We start from the raw sequence: 19,557 nt of genomic DNA on the forward strand, positions 1-19,557 counted from the left end.
CCCCCTCCCCGCTTGCTCGGGATAGATCTGCCTTGTGCATAACAACAAACATGCCAACTTGTTGAATTGGGCTGCTCCTGACGTACGTATTGACCTACGCAATTTGACGTATTTGCGCATCGCAGCAATGCCACTACAGTTCACTCCCAGTGCAGCAAGCTAATCCTTCACTTTGCCAGCAGTTGATTCGGCAACACAGTTTTAAGCAAAAAATGTATAGCAACAGCAATTTATAGCAACAGCGTTAATGCGGTATTCATGACAAACCAACCCAAGGAGTGACTATGTCGAAACAAGACTCAAACAACGAAAAAGGTTTACCGGGCAAGCAGGTCGAGCAGATTTCCAATTCGCGTCGGTTGATTACCCAAGGTCTGTTTTCTCTGCCAATTCTGGGGCTGCCTGGCATATCGTTTTCAGCAGACCAATATCCCACTGCCAAGGTCAACACCACCAAACTGGCGGTGACTGATACGGAAGTCGTTGTGGGTCAATTGCACTCGGCCACCGGCACGATGGCAATCAGTGAAACCGGCTCGATTCAGGCCGAGCAATTGGCCATTGACCAGATCAATGAAATGGGTGGTGTGCTCGGTCGCAAGATCAAGGTGATCAAGGAAGACGGTGCTTCCGACTGGCCAACCTTTGCTGAAAAATCCAAGAAACTGCTGGTCAACGACCGCGTGGCCTGCGTATTTGGCTGCTGGACTTCGGCCTCCCGTAAAGCCGTATTGCCAATTTTTGAAAAAGAAAACGGCATGCTCTACTACCCCACTTTCTATGAAGGTCTGGAGCAATCCAAGAACGTGATCTACACCGGCCAGGAGGCGACCCAACAGATTTTGTGGGGCCTGGACTGGGCGCAAAAAGAGAAGAAAGCCAAGTCGTTTTTCCTGGTGGGCTCAGACTACATCTGGCCACGCACTTCCATGAAGATTGCACGCAAGCATATTGAAAACTTCCAGAAAGGCACAGTCGTTGGCGAAGAATATTATCCACTGGGCAATACCAACTTCAACTCGTTGATCAACAAGATCAAGGTTGCCAAGCCCGACTGTATTTTCATTGCGGTGGTCGGTGGCTCCAACGTGGCTTTCTACAAACAGCTCAAGGCAGCTGGCGTGACGGCTGACAAACAGTTCCTGCTGACCATTTCGGTGACCGAAGATGAAGTGCTCGGTATTGGTGGTGAAAACATGGCGGGCTACTACGCTTCCATGAAGTACTTCGAGTCACTCGACAACGCCAACAACAAAAAGTTTGTGGAAGCCTTCAAGGCCAAATATGGTCCCAAATCGGTGATTGGAGATGTGACACAAGCGGCTTATCTCGGCCCCTGGCTCTGGAAAGCGACGGTTGAAAAAGCCGGCAGTTTTGATGTTGACAAGATCGCTGCCGCCTCGGCAGGCATTGAATTCAAAGGTGCACCAGAGGGTTACGTGAAGATTCACGAAAACCATCACCTGTGGAGCAAAACGCGCATTGGTCAGGCGCAACTGGATGGTCAATTCAAGGTCGTGGCCGAATCTCCCAATCTGATCGAACCTAACCCATTCCCAAAAGGGTATCAATAATCCAGCTCGGCATGGCATACGGTGAACCATATTGAATATTTAAACATCAAGATGGTTCACCAAGGCAGCTTATCAAGGCGATTCATCAACACACAGTTTGATCGTTTTTTTAACTGCCTTGCGGTGTGCCGGTTGAATAGAAAGTTGGATAGAAGGTAAACACAAGTCTGTTTCTAGCGATGTAAGTTGACGTTGAATTGAGCATATCAGGCTGAATTTGACAGTTTGCAGGAGGAATGCCATGACCTTATCCGAGATGTGGAATATTGGACTGATGCAGGGCTTTGCAGGTTTGAGCCTGTTTTCAGTGCTATTGCTGATGGGCCTGGGGCTGGCCATCATTTTTGGACAGATGGGTGTAATCAATATGGCGCATGGTGAATTCATGACCATTGGTGCCTACACCATCTATCTGTTTTCCACGCTGACCGAAACCTACTTTCCCAGTCTGGTGCAAGGCTACTTTCTGGTCGCCATCATAGCGGCCTTTGCTATTGCCTTTGCCGTGGGCTGGCTGGTTGAATGGGCGCTGATCCGGCGTCTGTACAAACGGCCTCTCGATACCCTGCTCGCCACTTGGGGCTTGTCATTGGGTATGCAACAGATTTTTCGCTCAACCTTTGGCCCTAAAGAAGTCAGCCCGACCTTGCCTGACTGGATGATGGGTTCGTGGTCACCGCATGAAGGTCTGGATATTCCGATCAATGGTCTGTTTGTGATGGCGCTCACCCTGCTCGTTACTGCCGGTGTGCTGGTGGCGCTTTATAAATCGCGTTGGGGCCTGCGCGTGCGTGCCACGGTGGCCAACCGGCCGATGGCCAATGCAGCCGGCATCAATACCAGCAAGACTGACCGACTCACCTATGCCATTGGTTGCGGCATTGCCGGTGTGGCCGGTGCAGCCTTTACGACGATAGGCTCTACCGGCCCAACCAGCGGCTCGCTGTATATCGTAGATGCCTTTTTGGTAGTCACGTTTGGTGGTGCCGCCAGCCTGCTGGGTACGGTGGCCTCGGCCTTTGGGATTGCGCAGATGCAGTCGATTGCCGAATTTTTCCTGACAGGCTCGATGGCCAAGGTACTGACGCTGCTGTTGATTGTCACGATCCTGATGATCCGTCCGCAAGGTCTGTTCGCCTCCAAAATCCGCCGCTAATCCATCATGAGGAGTGATCTATGAATGCAATCAAAAACTGGATTAACCAAAGCGGACTGGGCAGTTTTCTCATCCTCGCGCTGATCCTGTTGGTCGTCTTTCCAATGGCCATGGATATCTTTCGGCTCAATCTGGTTGGTAAATATCTGACCTATGCTTTTATCGCAATTGGTCTGGTGATGCTGTGGGGTTACGGTGGTATTTTGAGTCTGGGCCAAGGTGTATTTTTTGGCTTGGGTGGTTACTGCATGGCGATGTTTCTCAAGCTCGAAGCGTCTGACCCGATCACCACCAAAATTCAGTCCACACCGGGCATTCCTGACTTTATGGACTGGAACCAGCTCACTGAATTGCCGTTCTGGTGGAAACCGTTTCAGCATTTGCCACTGGCCTTGCTGGCAGTCTTGCTGGTACCAACTGCACTCGCATTCATTGTAAGTTTTGCGATGTTCAAACGGCGCGTTGGTGGGGTTTACTTTGCCATCATCACCCAGGCAGTGGCCTTGATTCTGACGGTGCTGATCATTGGTCAGCAAGGTTATACCGGTGGCGTGAATGGCATCACAGATCTGAAAACCATGTTGGGTTGGGACATCCGCGATGACAGCTCCAAGTACATTCTTTACTTTGCCAATGCTGCCCTCTTGCTTGGCTCGATTCTGGCCTGCCGCTGGATTCAAAAAAGCAAGCTAGGCACGCTGCTGCTGGCCATGCGTGACAAGGAAGACCGGGTGCGCTTTTCTGGTTATGACGTTGCCATGTTCAAGGTATTTGTGTTCTGTCTGGCTGCGATGTTGTCAGCCATTGGCGGTGCCATGTTCACCTTGCAGGTTGGTTTTATGTCCCCGTCCTTTGTGGGCATCGTACCCTCCATTGAAATGGTGATCTACGCCGCAGTCGGTGGGCGCATGTCTTTGGTGGGTGCCGTCTATGGCACGTTGCTGGTCAACTTTGGCAAGACTTACTTTTCCGAGAGCTTTCCTGATCTCTGGCTGTTTTTGATGTCAGCACTGTTCATTGGTGTGGTGTTGGCGTTTCCGAATGGCTTGGCTGGCTTGTATGAAAGCCATATCAAGCCCTGGATGCAGAAACAATTGGCCAAAAAGCTGGCAAAAAAAAACGCCATCTCGCCGGAGTCTCTGGCGGATGAATCCACACCAGCCAACCCAGCCACAGTACTCAAATCCGTACCACTTCATGTACCGGGAGCTGCAGTCCCTCCCGTGCTCCCCCCTGGCATGCAAGGTAAACAGGCCTGATACAGACAGGCAACCCGGCAACTAGCGAAAAGAAAACATCAAAGGAAACATCATGAGTAAAGAAATCGTGCTGGCCATTGAAGATTTAACCGTCTCCTTTGATGGCTTCAAGGCCATCGACAACCTGAATCTGTATATCGACAAGGGTGAGCTGCGCGTGGTGATTGGCCCCAATGGCGCGGGTAAAACCACGCTGCTGGACTTGATCTGTGGCAAGACCAAGGCCAGTAAAGGCAGTATCAAATTTAAAAATGGCGAGATGACCAAACTGCCCGAGTACGAAATTGTGCGCTCGGGTATTGGTCGCAAGTTCCAGACCCCATCCATCTATGAAAACCTGAGTGTGTTTCAAAACCTCGAAGTGTCCTTTCCGCGTGGCCGCGGTGTGTTTGGGGCACTGGCCTTCAAGTGTGATGCAGAAGTCAAGGACGAGGTACAAAAAGTCGCCGAAGAAATTGGTCTGGCCGACAAGCTATATACCGAGGCCGGCCTGCTTTCTCATGGGCAAAAACAATGGCTGGAAATTGGCATGCTGTTGATGCAAGACCCGGAATTGCTGATGCTCGATGAACCCATTGCCGGCATGAGCGCCCGTGAACGGGAACTGACAGCTGACCTGCTGAAACGCATTTGCCAGAACCGCTCGATGATTGTGATTGAGCATGACATGGACTTTGTGAAGCAGATTGCCCATCGTGTCACGGTCATGCATCAGGGCAAGATTCTCGCCGAAGGTTCGATGGAAACCGTGCAGTCAGACCCACGGGTGATTGATGTGTATCTGGGACATTGAGCCAGGTGCTACGGAACCGATGTGCCAATCGAATGGTTCGCATTACTCATTCATTACTAATTATTTTTGCAGGAGTCGATGATGCTCAATGTCAATGATGTGTATGTCAGTTACGGCCAGAGCGAAGCACTGCATGGCATTTCGTTTGAGGCCAACAAGAATGAAACCGTGGCCATCATGGGCCGCAACGGAATGGGCAAGACCACGTTGTTCAAGTCCCTGATTGGTATGCTGCCGCTCAAGTCGGGCAGCATCAAGGTTGCCGATAACGAAGTTTCTGGCGATGAAAGCTTTCGCCGGGTTGCTAAAGGGATTGCCTATGTACCGCAAGGGCGCATGATTTTTTCAACCCTGACCGTACAGGAAAACATTGAAACCGGTCTGGAAAATGCCAAAAGCAAAAAAATTCCGGATGAAATTTATGCCCTCTTTCCGGTCTTGTACGACATGCGCAAACGCAAGGGTGGCAACCTGTCAGGCGGCCAGCAGCAACAACTGGCGATTGCCCGTGCCCTGGTGACAGACCCCAAGGTGCTGTTGCTGGATGAGCCTACCGAAGGAATTCAGCCGTCCATCATCAAGGACATTGCCAAGGCCTTGAATGAAATTCGCAAGATGCGCGAAATCACCATCATCGTCTCGGAACAGGTCTTGAGTTTTGCCATGGATGTGGCCGATCGCCTGTTTGTGATTGAAGGTGGCCGGCTGGTGCATGAAAGCAGCCGTGCCAATACCGACACGGCGCACATCAAGCAGTTTTTGTCGGTTTGATGCGTGCAGTTTTAACCTGAATTTGACAGTCGCAGTACGCGTTTGATTATTCATTCATATATATCAAGGAGCACAACATGGCAGACACACTGATTAAAGTTGATCTTAACCAGTCCCCTTACGAAAACGAGCAGGTTCATAACCGCTGGCATCCGGACATTCCCATGGCCTGCTGGGTCAAGCCTGGGGATGACTTCATTTTGGAAACCTATGACTGGACTGGCGGCTTCATCAAAAACAATGACAGCGCCGATGATGTGCGTGATATCGACTTGTCCATCGTGCACTTTCTGTCAGGCCCGGTGGGCGTTGAAGGCGCAGAGCCTGGTGATCTGCTGGTAGTTGACTTGCTGGATATTGGTGCCAAGGCAGATAGCCAATGGGGTTTTAATGGCTTCTTTTCCAAGAAAAATGGTGGTGGCTTTTTAACCGATCATTTTCCACTGGCACAAAAATCCATCTGGGATTTTCAGGGTATGTTTACCAAGTCACGCCATGTACCCGGCGTGAACTATGCCGGTCTGATTCACCCTGGATTGATTGGTTGTCTGCCAGATCCGGCCATGCTGGAAAAATGGAATGAGCGTGAAGTCGGCCTGATTGCCACCGAGCCAGATCGCGTACCACCGTTGGCCAATCCACCATTTGCCGCCACAGCCCATATGGGCAAGTTGACGGGTGATGCCAAGGCACAAGCCGCCGCCACCGGTGCGCGGACCGTACCACCGCGTGAGCATGGCGGTAACTGTGACATTAAAGACTTGTCGCGCGGCTCCAAAATTTATTTCCCGGTATATGTCAAAGGTGCGGGCCTGTCGGTAGGTGACTTGCACTTCAGCCAGGGCGATGGTGAGATCACCTTCTGTGGCGCGATTGAAATGGCTGGCTGGGTTCATATGAAAGTGGCAGTCATCAAGGATGGCATGAGCAAGTACGGGATTAAAAACCCGATTTTCAAGCCTTCCCCGATCACGCCCAACTATAACGACTACCTGATCTTTGAAGGCATCTCCGTTGATGAAGCAGGCAAACAATATTATCTGGACGTCAACGTTGCCTATCGTCAGGCCTGTTTGAATGCCATCAATTACCTGACCAAGTTTGGCTACACCCCAGCCCAGGCTTATGCAATCCTGGGTACGGCACCAGTGCAAGGCCATATCAGTGGCGTAGTGGATATTCCCAACTCGTGCGCGACCTTATGGATACCGACGCAGATCTTTGACTTTGATATCCGACCCAATGCCAATGGGCCCACCAAGTTTTTGAGTGGTGGACCGGATATACCGATGTCGCCGGATTTGAATTGAACGTTGGTCGTTAGTTGAACACACCAGATATTCAAAATTTAAAGTAGCGCCTTCTATTGAGCCAGTTTTCTTATGCGGCTCAATAGAGGGCAGTCGGATCAATTATTTACTCAACCAGTCGAGCACTTATGCCAACTTACGATTACGCCTGCCCGCAATGTGGCGCTTTTGAAGCCGTGCGCAAGATTGCCCAACGTGATGAACCCGCCTTCTGTCCGCATTGCGGCAGTGCCAGCGAGCGCCAGCTGATTGTGGCGCCGAGCTTTGCAGATATGCCGGCCGATCGACGCCTGGCGATGGCGGTCAATGAAAAAGCCAGCCACGAGCCCAAGTTGTCCTCGCAATATCGGCATCGCGCCGGTTGTAGTTGCTGCTCGGCCAGTAGCAGCAGCGCTAAAGTGACTGATTCAAGCGGCCGTTTCTTCACCGATCCGGGGCGCCCCAAACCGGCCAAATCGTTTGCCAATAAACGACCCTGGATGATTAGCCATTAGCAAGTCATGTTGAATGAGCCTACCTTGCTGAGGGCCATGACTTCTGGATCTTGATTGCAACTGTTAACCCTTTCATTAAGGAGCCCAACATGATTCATGGTGATATTTCGAGCAGTAATGACACCGTTGGTGTCGCCGTGGTCAACTACAAAATGCCACGACTGCACAGCAAGGCGGAGGTTCTGGACAACGCGCAAAAGATTGCAACGATGCTGATAGGCATGAAGGCCGGTTTGCCGGGGCTGGATCTGGTGATCTTTCCTGAATACAGCACCCACGGCATCATGTACGACAGCCAGGAAATGTATGACACTGCGGCCACAGTGCCGGGTGCTGAAACCGAAATTTTTGCCGCAGCTTGCCGCAAGGCCAAGGTTTGGGGCGTCTTTTCACTCACCGGTGAGCAACACGAACAACACCCGCATAAAGCGCCCTATAACACGCTGATCCTGATGAACGATCAGGGGGAGATTGTGCAGAAGTATCGCAAGATCATGCCCTGGACGCCGATTGAAGGCTGGTATCCCGGTGATAAAACCTATGTCAGCGATGGCCCCAAGGGCATGAAGATCAGCCTCATCATCTGTGACGATGGCAACTACCCCGAGATCTGGCGCGACTGTGCCATGAAAGGTGCCGAACTCATCATCCGTTGCCAGGGCTATATGTACCCGGCCAAAGAACAGCAGATCCTGATCTCCAAAGCCATGGCCTTTGCCAATAACACCTATGTGGCAGTTGCCAACGCAGCAGGCTTTGATGGTGTGTATTCCTACTTTGGCCATTCCGCCATCATTGGCTTTGATGGCCGCACCCTGGGTGAATGTGGCGAAGAAGAAATGGGCATTCAATACGCCGCCTTGTCCAAACATTTGATCCGAGATTTTCGTCGTCATGGTCAATCAGAAAATCACCTGTTCAAACTGCTGCATCGCGGTTATACCGGCCTGATCAATTCCAAGGAAGGCGAGCAAGGCGTCGCCACCTGCCCTTATGAGTTTTATGCCCAATGGATCAAAGACCCCGAAGCCACGCGCAAACAAGTGGAAGCCATTACGCGCGATACCGTTGGTACTAAAGAAGCACCGATTGCCGGCATCCCCTATACGGGCAGTGGCATTAGCTGAGTTAACGAGGAGGTGTGCGACGAGACCATGGTTAGTGGCCACGTAAAAACATGGCCGGCTGACAGTTGCAAAAGTGTTAGGTCGCTAGATTGGCGGTAGGTCTGTGAGAGCGGACTTACCGCATTTTTTAATTTAGGGTAATCAGAAATCAAAACTCTAAGCTAAAAACAATACCTCTTCTAAAATAATTAGACGCTATCTAACCAAAGTAGGTTGCCCCTTCAAATATCTCAATAGCTAATAAGGGAATAGCACGTTCAGTGGCGTCAAGAAATGAGGTAATTACAAAAGCAATATCTGTGGGTTTCAATACTTCAATTAATAACTCGGGTTCGTATCTAGAAATATTTGAAAGTATAAATAGTGCGCCTATATGCGAAGCAATTCTTGGTAATAAATTAACTTCAGACTTATTCAGTAAGTCGTACCATGTGGCATCGTTTCGCCACATTAAATCTCGCCACAAATGCTTGTGGCAAAAAGAAGATACATCATCATGGTCGTTTGGTCGACGCAATACTCTTAGGGTATAAGGGGCAGCATACTCACAATACTCACTCATCCACGGTAACAACTCACGCCAACGTTTCTCAAAGTCAGTTGCACTAAGAGTATGAATTTCATATTTTAAAAAAATATCTCTATCGAAACACGCATCGACATTTACGCTTGCAATAATTTGTTCTTGTTTAGCAATAATACTGTATTCATCGTATATCTCAGGAATTTGCGCCAACATTTCTGATAGAGTCATTTCCTTTTTCTTTAGATATGAAGAATGTTGATTTCCTGAGGCTTCAATAATTTTAGGGAAAGTTCCATTAGTTGATATGGAGGCTGAACAACGTAATAAATCCGAATTAGCTTTAAAACTTAGCCCATGTGTGGGTTTCCCTGCATCTCCTTTAGTTATAAGTAGTGCTGCCCTAATCAAATTGAGCGATGAATAATAAAGTAGTAAAGGTCGAGTTAACTCAGAACAATTCATTGAAGCTTCATGCAACTCCAAACTTTGTCTAATTCTTAAACTTATACTTGTAATAGTTGATAACTTGGTATCAAGTTGCTTTTTTATAGCAATACGTCCTAAATTATCAAGAGTGCCTATTTTTTGAATATACTTCCAAGGATCTGTATCAGGATTTCCTTTACGTATGTATTTACCTCTTTGAAACGAACCACCATAAGGAATATCGAAAGGCCCCATTTATTGTTCCAATAATTTAATAAAAAACATCAAAGTAAGTGGCTCTAAAGAACCCAGAGACTATAAACCGCCTTCTATATCAATCTATACCACCCAATCCTCAATTCGTAATCCTGCAATCCGCTCAAACTCTCGTGTGTTGTGTGTCACCAGCGTGGCATCTTCAGCCAAAGCGTGACAGGCAATCCAAAGATCATTGGCACCAATCGGAGTTCCAGCCTCTTTAAGCCGCGTGAACTGTTCAGCATAATGTCGACAAATCGCAGGCTCCGCTGGATACAGCACGGTCACTTGTCTTGCCAATGCTTCCAGACGACGTAGCACTTCTGTTTTTCGATTACTGCGTTCAGCACCTTTGAGTAATTCAGCCCAGGTAATAAATGACATTGAGATACTGCTTTCCTCTGGCAAGGCATCGACACGTTCGACAATGTTGATTGGTCGTTGTTTGATGAGATAAATCAGGATGTTGGTATCAAGCAGGTAATTTGTCACCTCAGCCATCACAATGAATCCCGCTCCTGCATCGGCAGAGATGTCGCTTGTTCAGACTCAAGAGCCTGAATAAAGTCATCGTCAAAATCCTGCAATGCCAAAAGCAATGCAGCTCCTCGTTTTGCAGTTATGGGATGGAGTACGAGATCACCTTGTTGATTACGAAAGATTTGTACTTGATCGGTGTCCAGACGAAATTCGGCCGGTATGCGGACGGCCTGACTATTGCCGTTCATGAAGACTCGCGTAGTGGAATGACTCATTTTTCACCTCTATTGTGTGTACATATATGTATGTATCTTAAAATTAATCAATTAAATTGACAAGTACAAATTGATACCAAACTACGCTCAAAATAATTAAAAGCCTATACTCGAATAGGGTATAAGTCATATTTAACTCCTTAAGTGCGTATATTAAGGATGCTTTAAATTACACCCCGATAGTATCCATTAAGCTGAATCATCGCCCATACCAGTAACGCGCATGGCTGAGTCGATAGATATCGGTCGTAAATTGATCGGCAGATGTTTGGCTATTCAACTCAAAATGCAATGCACCGGTCTGGTCGGTACGCAATGTGTTGAGCCCGAGTTGCTGATAACGTGCCGCCACCTCCGCAGCCGGATGTCCATAGCGATTGCGATAACCCATCTGAAATATGGTGAGTTTGGGTGATAGTGCCGCTAAAAAAATGTCGCTTGAACTGGTCTTGCTGCCATGATGTGGGGCCATGAGCAAGGTGGTGTGCAGGCTGCTCGAGTCTGCAGTGCGTGCCAGTAACTCAAGCTCCTGATCGGCCTCCATATCACCGGGCAAGATGATTTGCTGTTGACCGATACGCACCCGCAAGACACAACTGCGTGCATTGGTCTTGAGTTTTTGATATTCATAACTCGTGGCAGTTGGATGCAGCACCGCAAAGTCAACACCATCCCATTGCCAGGACTGACCAGCCTCACAGCGTTGGATCACTGGGTTGCGGTTGACCAAGTTATTATTGATTGGAGATTGCCGATTCAGTGGCTGGGTTTGTCGTTGTTTTTGTGACTGACTCATTGACTGACTCGCGATCTGAACATCATGGTTGCTATTGGGCACAATGCCTTGCGCCACCAGCCACGGTAACTCAATCGAGCTACTCAACCAGCCAACCGGCAGGGTTTGCATGATGGACGCCAGACCACCGGAATGATCATTATCACGATGGCTGACCATCAGTCCATCAAGGGCTTGAATACCACGGGCACGCAGATACGGCACGATGGTGCGATTGCCCGCATTGGATTCTTCATTGAATTGTGGGCCGGTGTCATAGAGCAGGCGATGTCGAGCTGTCTCCAGCAAAATGGCATTGCCCTGACCAATATCAATCACCGTCATCCACAACTGCCCTGCTGCTGGCCGCGCTGGCTGATTGAACAAGAGCGGCAGACAAGCCAGGATTCCAATCGCTCGGATGGGCCAACGCCATGTGCTATGCAAAGGCGCAAACAGGATGATCAAACCCATCCCCGCCAGCAAGACCAGCAAGATGGGAGGTTGTGCGGCTTGCCAGCTCACCAGTGGCCATGCCAGAAGCCAGTTGATCCATTGTGCAAGCAGACTGAACAAGGTTGCCGCCAGCGTCCATAACGGTTGTGCCAGCAAATCGGGTAACAAACTTGCCAACAAGCTTATCGGTGTGATGACAAAGCTGATTAAAGGAATCGCCAGTGCATTGGCCAATGGGCCAATGAATGACACCTGCTGAAACAGCAGCAGGGTCAATGGCAGCAGACCCAGTGTGACCGCCAGTTGGGCACGTGTGGCTGACTGCAAAGTCAGCCAACACTGCTGCAGTTTGCTGATAGGTTTTGGGTCTTGTTTTGGATTTACCAGACTATGAATCAAGATCGCTCTGCCTTGCCACATCAACAAAGCCACAGCAGCAAATGACAACCAGAAACCCGCTGCCATCACCGCCCAGGGATCACACAACAACACCACAAGTAACGCCAGACACAGTACATGACTGGCCGGTGGACGACGTTTGAGCAGCATGGCGACGATGACGACGGCCAACATCAATAAGGTTCTTTGTGCGGGAATCCCCAGCCCGGCCAAGAGTGCATACGCGAGCGCCATCACACCACCGCCAACCGCACCGACCAATGGCGCTGGAATGAGCAAGGGTAAAGGTGTCTTGAGCCAGCTCACCAGCCAGAATGAATGACGCCAAAGTGCCGCAATCAAACTGCCACACAACCAGGCGAGCATGGTGATATGCACACCCGAAATCGCCACCAGATGACTGATGGCGGCGGTGTTGAAGCGCTGCCAGTCAGCATTGCTGATACTTTGTTGATCCCCCACCACGAGCGCGACAATCACGCCCGCATAGGGCTGATTGCTCAATGCAGTTTGAATGCGGGCGCGGATGGCATAGCGCCATTGCTCAATGACAGTCAGATCAAGCCAACGCTGCAGCCGTTGTGGCCAACTGAGTTGCACGACATCCAGCAACACAGCGGCAGGCTTGTCACGCAGATAACCCGTAGCGCGAATGCCCTCTTCCATCAACCAGTATTCGTAGTCAAAACCATATGGGTTAGCATTGCCATGTGGTCGTTTGAGGCGCACCGTCATCTGCCATAGTTGGCCGGGTTGAATATTGGCTGGGCCATGGATATTGGCGCTGAAGGGAGTCGCATCATCCTGTCCAAACCCGCCTTCGTGATACCAGGAAAGCGCCAGATGGCTGGGAATCTGCTGCGCCAACCCGGGTGTTTCGACTTGCAGGACATGCACCTGAAAACGTAGACCACGTTCAAAGGTTGTAGGTAACGAGTTGATGCTGGCGAGGATGCGCACATCCTGTCCTTCCAGTAATAAAGGCAATGCCTCACGCAAGCGCCAGTCAGCACGCCAACTGGCCCAGGCAAAGCCCAGTACCACGGCCAGCAGCAGGATGGGCAAACCTTGCAAACAGCGCGTGAAAAATTGGATGATGGATTGTGAGCCTGACGTGCCGGCTTGATTGAACCTTGATTTCAAACTGTGGTGGCAGAGGTGAATGATAAGCGCCACCACCAACAGGGCTGCCATGATCGACCAGCTCTGCGTTTGCCATAACGCAGCTTCCTGTTGCAAGCCAATACAGCCAAGCAAAAAGCCCAGTGTGAAGATCATCAAACAACTGATATGCCACCGCGCTGGCGTGACCGTCATGGTGTCAGTGCGTGATTCCAGACAATGCCAGACGCGGCAACACTGCCAGCGCATTGGCACAGGTTTGCGTGGCAATGGTCGCCACAGTCACACCACGTAGTTCAGCCAACACTTGAGCAATACGCGGTAACTCAGCCGGGGTATTGCGTGGTTTGCTGATGGGCTGACTGGTCGGGTTATCTGCGGTTGCTTCGTTCATCAACCAGCTCGGGGCAATGTCCGGTGCATCGGTTTCCAGCACAAGGGCATCGAGTGGTAGCTCGGCAGCCAAACGACGAATCTGCAAGGCGCGCGTAAAGGTCATCGCACCACCAAAGCCGAGTTTAAAACCCAGTGCGAGATACGCCTCGGCTTGCTGCACACTGCCATTAAAGGCATGAGCAATCCCACCGACCGGCCTGAAACGGCGCAATTGTTTGAGTACCTGATCCTGTGAGCGACGCACATGCAGGATCACCGGCAAACCAAACTCGGTGGCGATACGGACCTGTTCCGCATAAAAATATTCCTGCTTTTCTTTGAGGGGGTTTTGAGTCAGTTCGGGGACAAAATAGTCCAGGCCAATTTCACCAATCCCCACAAAGTGAGAATCATTGAGTGCTGAGTTGATGGCATCACGCAAAGCCTGCAGATCACTTTCAAGCGCTTGTGCCACATACATCGGATGAATGCCCAGCGCGTAATGCAAGCCAAAATGATGCGCAGCCAGATCACGCACCACGGCAAAATTGGCGCGCTCCACCGCTGGCACGACTATCTGTTGCACACCCAGTGCCTGCGCCTGACTGATGACTGCCGCCTGATCGACAGCAAATTCAGCAGCATCAAGATGGCAATGGGTGTCGATCAGCATGCGTTAAATGAAGTGCCCGTGGCGCAGTCGCAGAATACGATCACAACGCTCTGCCAAGGCCATATCATGCGTGACGATAATAAAGCTGGTTTGCAGTGTGCGTGACAAGTCGAGCATCAACTCAAACACCTGCTCGGCCGTACTGGTATCCAGATTGCCGGTCGGCTCATCGGCCAACACACAGGCGGGATCACTGACCAAGGCACGCGCCAGTGCCACCCGTTGCCTTTCACCACCCGATAATTCACTGGGGCGATGTGTCAAGCGTTCATTCAAACCAACTTTAGTCAGAATGGCTGCTGCTTTGGCCTGGGCTTGCGCTGCAGGCATACGCCGAATCAACAAAGGCATGGCGACATTTTCCATGGCGGTGAATTCGGGCAGCAGATGATGAAACTGATAGACAAAGCCCAACGACTGATTGCGCAGCTGACCACGTTCGGTCTCACCCACGGCAAACATGTCTTTACCCAAAAGACTGACCGTACCCGTGCTTGGGCTATCCAGGCCACCCAGACAATGCAGCAAGGTGCTTTTACCCGAACCGGAAGCGCCAACGATGGCGATCTTTTCGCCAGCATGAATTTGCAAGTCGATGTCTTTCAGGACGGTCAGGCCTTCGTTGCGGCCATCATAAAAAGTCTTGCTCAGGCCTTGTGCCTGAAGAATGATCCTACTCATAACGCAGTGCCTCCGCAGGTTTAACCTGTGAGGCCTTGTAGCTGGGATAAAGCGTGGCCACCAGACTGAGCACCAGGGACACCATGCCGATCACACCAACGTCAGACCAATTCAGATCCGAAGGCAACTCGCTGATGAAGTAAATGTCCTTGGGCAAGAATTGCACACCGAGCGCATGCTCAATAGCTGGAATCACAGTATCAATATTTTTGGCCAGTAACACGCCCAGCCCCACGCCAAGACCGGTCCCCAATAAACCAACCAGCGCACCCTGCACCACAAAGATTTTCATGATCGAACCGGGGCTGGCACCCAAGGTACGCAAGATGGCGATATCGGATTGTTTATCGGTCACGGTCATGACCAAGGTTGAAACAAGATTGAACGCAGCAACCGCAATGATGAGCGTCAGGATAATAAACATCATGCGTTTTTCCACCTGTACCGCAGCAAACCAGGTGCGGTTTTGCCTGGACCAGTCACGAATATACAGTTTGCCTGGCAAGGTGGTGGAGAGCTCTTCGGCCACTTGCGGGGCTTTGTGCATATCGGCAACCTTCAGACGAATGCCGGACACACCCGTAATTTGAAACAGTTTGGCGGCATCATCCATATGAATCACGGCAAGCGCACTATCATATTCAAAATGGCCTGATTCGAAGATACCCACTACGGTAAATTGTTTGAGGCGGGGCACCACACCAGTGACGGTAAAGGAGCCTTGTGGCGCAATCAAAGTGATTTTGTCATTTAAGCCGACGCCCAGCGCTCCCGCCAACTCTTTACCCAGTGCGACACCAAATTCACCTGACTTGAGATTATCGAGCATGCCTTCCTTGAATTGCTGGTCCAGTTCGGACACTTTAGGTTCCTGATCTGGCACCACACCACGCACCATCACACCGCGCACCACCTCATCGCGCGTCAGCATGGCCTGCGCATTCACATAGGGAGCCGCACCTTTGACCGACTTATTTTGCATGGCTTGACTGGCCAGCGCCTGCCAATCGGTAATCGGCTCATCCAGGGTAAAGACTTCAATGTGCGAAAGTACCGACAGCATGCGGTCACGCACTTCTTTCTGAAAGCCATTCATGACAGACAGCACCACAATCAGCGCGGCAACACCCAGCGCAATACCCAACATGGAAATCGTGGAAATGATGGAAATAAAGCCATTACGAGTCGCTTTTTTGGCACGGGTATAGCGCAGGCCAATCAACCACTCGAAAGGTAATTTTGAAAGTGAGGTCACTATGCAGCAGTAGTATGCAAAAGAGCTATTCTAGCTTGCCTGCATCAATCATGACAGGATCCGTCTAATTACAGCATTTTGCTACCCGGCATTGTCGCCAACCGATGCAATCACCGGATGAAAGGTATGCATGAATAGGTAACAGAATAGGCAGCAAACCTGGATAGTTATCTTTTCATGGTGCTGTCATCACCTGAAGAGTTTGGCCCAATGACTTTTCATACACCTCATCCATGGGGATTTTGGCGGAAGCCGGTTGCTCCGAGATTGCACCAAATAATTCACCAAATTGTTGGCGTAAACGTGAAATCGGCACAAACCTTGTTTTAGCTCCGGTCTGTGCTTTATCAGTAGTTGGCAATATCAGACCAACCAGGCGCCCTGCACCATCCAATACTGGTCCGCCATGCTGGCCATCCGGGATGTCAATGCCGAGCAATCGCAGACTTGTTGCTCCGTCGGGCATACCTAAAAATCCCTGATATAAAAGTGGCCAAGCCGGATCACTCTTTACTGATGACACATAGTCAATGGCGTAAGCAATGCTGCCAGGAAAAGCATCGCGCGATGGCACCACCAGGCCATTCTGCGCAGGTAATGCAACATCTAGACGCAATAAACTCAGCCCCAGTTCTTGTGATTGGGATTGCACCGTCGCCCTGGTGGTGTTACCCAGACCATTACGCAAGAAAATTTCTCGTGAATGGGCAATCACGACAGTTGGAACCAGGGCGGACTTGCCAGCATTGACTAGCAGAGCACTGCCGACAACAGCTGCTTGAGCAGGTATAGGTTGATCGGGATAACTATATGGTGCCAAACGGTTAGGTGCTTCCAGTAGTAAGCCATCCGCAATGGGGGCTGCCGTGTCGAGCTGCTTTTTGGTCAGGCCAAGCAATACTTCGTTTGGCATTCTGACTTGTGCCTCTTTCAGGAATTGCTGTGCAAAAGTACGCTGCCCACCACAGTGCAATAACCATGCGTAGAGAGCACTGCCACCCGGTTCATCCTGATGGGCACCGGCCGTATGCGCGGCAAAGGCCAATGCGCGACGGTATTCTCCGAGCTGCATGAAAGATCGCAAAATACCCATTTCAATATCAGCCGCGTGCTCAAGATTGGCTGCCTGCTCGAATGCTGGCAATGCTAATTCCGCATGACCAAGTACCAGATCGGTTTCCCCTTTTTTGAGCAAGTGAGCAACCTGATTGTTGATTGGTTCTTTTTCTGTTGCTCTCGCAACAATGATCAGACTGGATCCGATGATCACACACAGGCTCAGTAACGCTGAATGAATCCAATGATTCAAGATTGGCATTTGTCCCTCTACAAAACCAATCGACCTGCCCGTTAAAGCAGGTCGACTGGCAGGCCGATTAAGTCAGTTAAACGCAAAGAATGAATCGACAACTTTAGGGATTGACATTACCGGTACTCACTGAAGCTGGACAGATATTGCCATTGGCAGTGGCAACCCGATTGATACGACGAGTGCCTGCATCTTCAACACTGGTGTTATCTGTATAAGGCAGCTTGGGAGACTTGTAATTGGCAGACATATAAGCCACCAGCGAATCAATATCCTGCGCACCACCCAATAAATTCGTACCACCCAAGAGTGTTGTGAAGCCGTCACCACCGGTGGACAGGAAATTATTGACCGTGACCCGATAGGTATTGGGAGAAACTACCACGCCACCACCATCCACCAGGATTTGCGTGGTGTTATTACGTGTCAGGGTGACATTGCTGATACGGGCACCACATGTTTTGCTGCCATCCCAGTTGTACTTGAAACCTTTGGAAGGAATCAGAATACGGGTGGCGGTCGTTGACTGCCCCATGCAACCAGCAAACTGCTGCTCCAATGCATCCTTGATTTGCGCAGCAGTCAAAGTCATCGTCACCAGACTGTTACCAAAGGGCTGCACAGTGAATGCTTCACCATAAGTCACATCACCAGGCGCTTCCGTACCACTGATCTGGTTAAACACAAAACCAGGAGCACGCACACCACCACGATTCATGAAAGCAATTACCGCATCCCCAAAACCGCTCAATGCGGTGGCGGCAAGTTGTGAATCGGCAATCAAATCACCGGCAGGCATGTTGCAAGAGCGATCAAACGTGTTGGAGTTGGAAAGGTCACCAGTAATGGCACCGATCACTTGATTGGCAATCGGCGATACGAGGTTGTTGTAGCCATTGACAATGTTGAGCACCGTTGGGTCAGTGGCAATCGCCGCGGTCATGGCTGGATCAGTCCTGTCGACCAGAATATTATTGGGGCTAACGTTAGTGATATCACGAGTGGTTGGATCAATCGTGATATCCACACTGGTCAGAACCCGGCCAAAAGCACTCGAACTGGTGACAGGAACCAGACGTCCCAGCGCATTGGGTAAACCTGTTGGACGAGGTGTGCTGGTAACGACATTATTGACTTTTTTCACATCAACCGTATTGCTGGAACAATTGTAGGCAGCGTGCGTATGACCACTGATCACCAGATCAACTGCATCATCAAGCTGGGCAACGATAGCAGCGATATCTGAACCGACCAGATTGCCATCACAGCCATTAATGTCAGAAAAACCGCTGCCCTGGAAACCACCTTGATGCACCAGCACGACAATCGATTCCACACCTTGTGCACGCAGACGAGGAATCAGCGCATTCACTGTGGCAGCTTCGTCCTTGAATTCCAAGCCAGCAACACCAGTCGGCGTCACAATGGTAGGCGTCGCCTTAAGTGTCATACCAATAAAAGCGACCTTGACGCCATTGAATACTTTAATACCATAGGCCGGCAACAAGGTTTTACCGGTTGCAGTTTCATAGACGTTGGCAGACAGCCATTTAAATTTGGCACCATCAAAAGTACCGGGCACCGTTGAACCCAAGCCCTTGCAACTGTTTGAATCCTGTACACCATTGACAATCTTACAACCCCCGTTTTGGAGCCGTTTTAACTCAACCGAACCCTTGTCAAATTCGTGATTACCAACAGCATTGAATTCAACACCAATCTTATTGAGTGTTTCAATAGCGGGCTCATCAAAAAACAAGGCAGAGATTAATGGTGATGCACCGATAAAATCGCCAGCACCCACGACAGCATTCAATGGATTCTGTACTTTGAGACTGGCGACATAGGCCGCCATGTATTCTGCTCCCCCTACGGCTGGACGCTGTGCAGTAGGAATCGAAGTGTTGATACCGAAAGTGCCTGGCGACTGCAGATTGCCATGATAATCATTAAATCCGATGATCTTGACAATGAAAGGTACTTTGGGCGTGGCGGCTTGCACGCCACCAACACACAATAAACTGGTAATGACAGCAGCGGTAATGTGACGTAATTTCATTTTC

Annotated in this window: 17 protein-coding genes; 8 read left to right on the top strand and 9 right to left on the bottom strand. The window is 50.2% G+C overall.

Annotated elements, in window-relative coordinates; genetic code table 11:
- The first annotated feature begins 284 nt into the window (after window positions 1-284).
- From urtA to ACMYR3_RS08000, 8 genes are all read left to right on the top strand, one after another.
- Window positions 285-1,574: an urea ABC transporter substrate-binding protein gene (urtA, locus tag ACMYR3_RS07965; RefSeq protein ID WP_424196185.1), complete on the top strand. Its 1,290-nt coding sequence runs from the start codon at window positions 285-287 to the stop codon at window positions 1,572-1,574.
- Between the two features lie 241 nt (window positions 1,575-1,815).
- A complete protein-coding gene (gene urtB / locus ACMYR3_RS07970; RefSeq protein WP_424196187.1) occupies window positions 1,816-2,730 on the top strand; it encodes an urea ABC transporter permease subunit UrtB in 915 nt (304 codons plus the stop codon).
- A 20-nt stretch (window positions 2,731-2,750) separates the two neighbouring features.
- On the top strand, window positions 2,751-3,989 hold the full coding sequence (gene urtC / locus ACMYR3_RS07975; RefSeq protein ID WP_424196189.1) for an urea ABC transporter permease subunit UrtC: 1,239 nt from the start codon (window positions 2,751-2,753) through the stop codon (window positions 3,987-3,989).
- 52 nt (window positions 3,990-4,041) lie between these two features.
- A complete protein-coding gene (urtD, locus tag ACMYR3_RS07980; RefSeq protein ID WP_424196191.1) occupies window positions 4,042-4,782 on the top strand; it encodes an urea ABC transporter ATP-binding protein UrtD in 741 nt (246 codons plus the stop codon).
- Between the two features lie 81 nt (window positions 4,783-4,863).
- A complete protein-coding gene (gene urtE / locus ACMYR3_RS07985) occupies window positions 4,864-5,553 on the top strand; it encodes an urea ABC transporter ATP-binding subunit UrtE (RefSeq protein WP_424196421.1) in 690 nt (229 codons plus the stop codon).
- Window positions 5,554-5,630: 77 nt separating this feature from the next.
- Window positions 5,631-6,863 (top strand): formamidase, encoded by a 1,233-nt coding sequence (gene fmdA / locus ACMYR3_RS07990; RefSeq protein ID WP_424196193.1) that lies wholly within the window; start codon window positions 5,631-5,633, stop codon window positions 6,861-6,863.
- A 128-nt stretch (window positions 6,864-6,991) separates the two neighbouring features.
- The gene (locus ACMYR3_RS07995; RefSeq protein ID WP_424196195.1) at window positions 6,992-7,357 is read left to right on the top strand and encodes an FmdB family zinc ribbon protein; all 366 of its coding nucleotides are present in this window, start codon (window positions 6,992-6,994) and stop codon (window positions 7,355-7,357) included.
- Between the two features lie 89 nt (window positions 7,358-7,446).
- Window positions 7,447-8,484: an aliphatic amidase gene (locus tag ACMYR3_RS08000; protein ID WP_424196196.1), complete on the top strand. Its 1,038-nt coding sequence runs from the start codon at window positions 7,447-7,449 to the stop codon at window positions 8,482-8,484.
- A 199-nt stretch (window positions 8,485-8,683) separates the two neighbouring features.
- Here ACMYR3_RS08000 and ACMYR3_RS08005 read toward each other — a convergent pair whose 3' ends face one another.
- From ACMYR3_RS08005 to ACMYR3_RS08045, 9 genes are all read right to left on the bottom strand, one after another.
- Entirely contained in the window at window positions 8,684-9,691 is a 1,008-nt protein-coding gene (locus tag ACMYR3_RS08005; RefSeq protein ID WP_424196198.1) for a YaaC family protein, read from the bottom strand.
- Window positions 9,692-9,775: 84 nt separating this feature from the next.
- The gene (locus ACMYR3_RS08010; RefSeq protein WP_424196199.1) at window positions 9,776-10,195 is read right to left on the bottom strand and encodes a type II toxin-antitoxin system VapC family toxin; all 420 of its coding nucleotides are present in this window, start codon (window positions 10,193-10,195) and stop codon (window positions 9,776-9,778) included.
- A complete protein-coding gene (locus ACMYR3_RS08015) occupies window positions 10,195-10,422 on the bottom strand; it encodes an antitoxin (protein ID WP_424196201.1) in 228 nt (75 codons plus the stop codon). Before ACMYR3_RS08015 ends, ACMYR3_RS08010 begins: the two co-directional genes overlap by 1 nt.
- A 226-nt stretch (window positions 10,423-10,648) precedes the next feature.
- Window positions 10,649-13,471 (bottom strand): DNA internalization-related competence protein ComEC/Rec2, encoded by a 2,823-nt coding sequence (locus ACMYR3_RS08020; protein ID WP_424196203.1) that lies wholly within the window; start codon window positions 13,469-13,471, stop codon window positions 10,649-10,651.
- Window positions 13,401-14,249 carry a TatD family hydrolase gene (locus tag ACMYR3_RS08025; RefSeq protein WP_424196205.1) on the bottom strand — a complete coding sequence of 283 codons (849 nt, stop codon included), beginning with the start codon at window positions 14,247-14,249 and terminating at the stop codon, window positions 13,401-13,403. Before ACMYR3_RS08025 ends, ACMYR3_RS08020 begins: the two co-directional genes overlap by 71 nt.
- Before the next feature lie 3 nt (window positions 14,250-14,252).
- On the bottom strand, window positions 14,253-14,930 hold the full coding sequence (gene lolD / locus ACMYR3_RS08030) for a lipoprotein-releasing ABC transporter ATP-binding protein LolD (RefSeq protein ID WP_424196207.1): 678 nt from the start codon (window positions 14,928-14,930) through the stop codon (window positions 14,253-14,255).
- The gene (locus ACMYR3_RS08035; RefSeq protein WP_424196209.1) at window positions 14,923-16,185 is read right to left on the bottom strand and encodes a lipoprotein-releasing ABC transporter permease subunit; all 1,263 of its coding nucleotides are present in this window, start codon (window positions 16,183-16,185) and stop codon (window positions 14,923-14,925) included. The genes lolD and ACMYR3_RS08035 overlap by 8 nt, the downstream gene beginning before the upstream one ends.
- A gap of 175 nt (window positions 16,186-16,360) precedes the next feature.
- A complete protein-coding gene (locus tag ACMYR3_RS08040; RefSeq protein WP_424196211.1) occupies window positions 16,361-17,503 on the bottom strand; it encodes a hypothetical protein in 1,143 nt (380 codons plus the stop codon).
- Window positions 17,504-17,597: 94 nt separating this feature from the next.
- Window positions 17,598-19,553, bottom strand: coding sequence for a bifunctional metallophosphatase/5'-nucleotidase (locus tag ACMYR3_RS08045; protein ID WP_424196213.1), 1,956 nt, complete (start codon window positions 19,551-19,553; stop codon window positions 17,598-17,600).
- Between the last annotated feature and the right edge of the window lie 4 nt (window positions 19,554-19,557).

This window comes from Ampullimonas aquatilis, assembly GCF_049675895.1.
GTDB lineage: Bacteria > Pseudomonadota > Gammaproteobacteria > Burkholderiales > Burkholderiaceae_D > Ampullimonas > Ampullimonas aquatilis.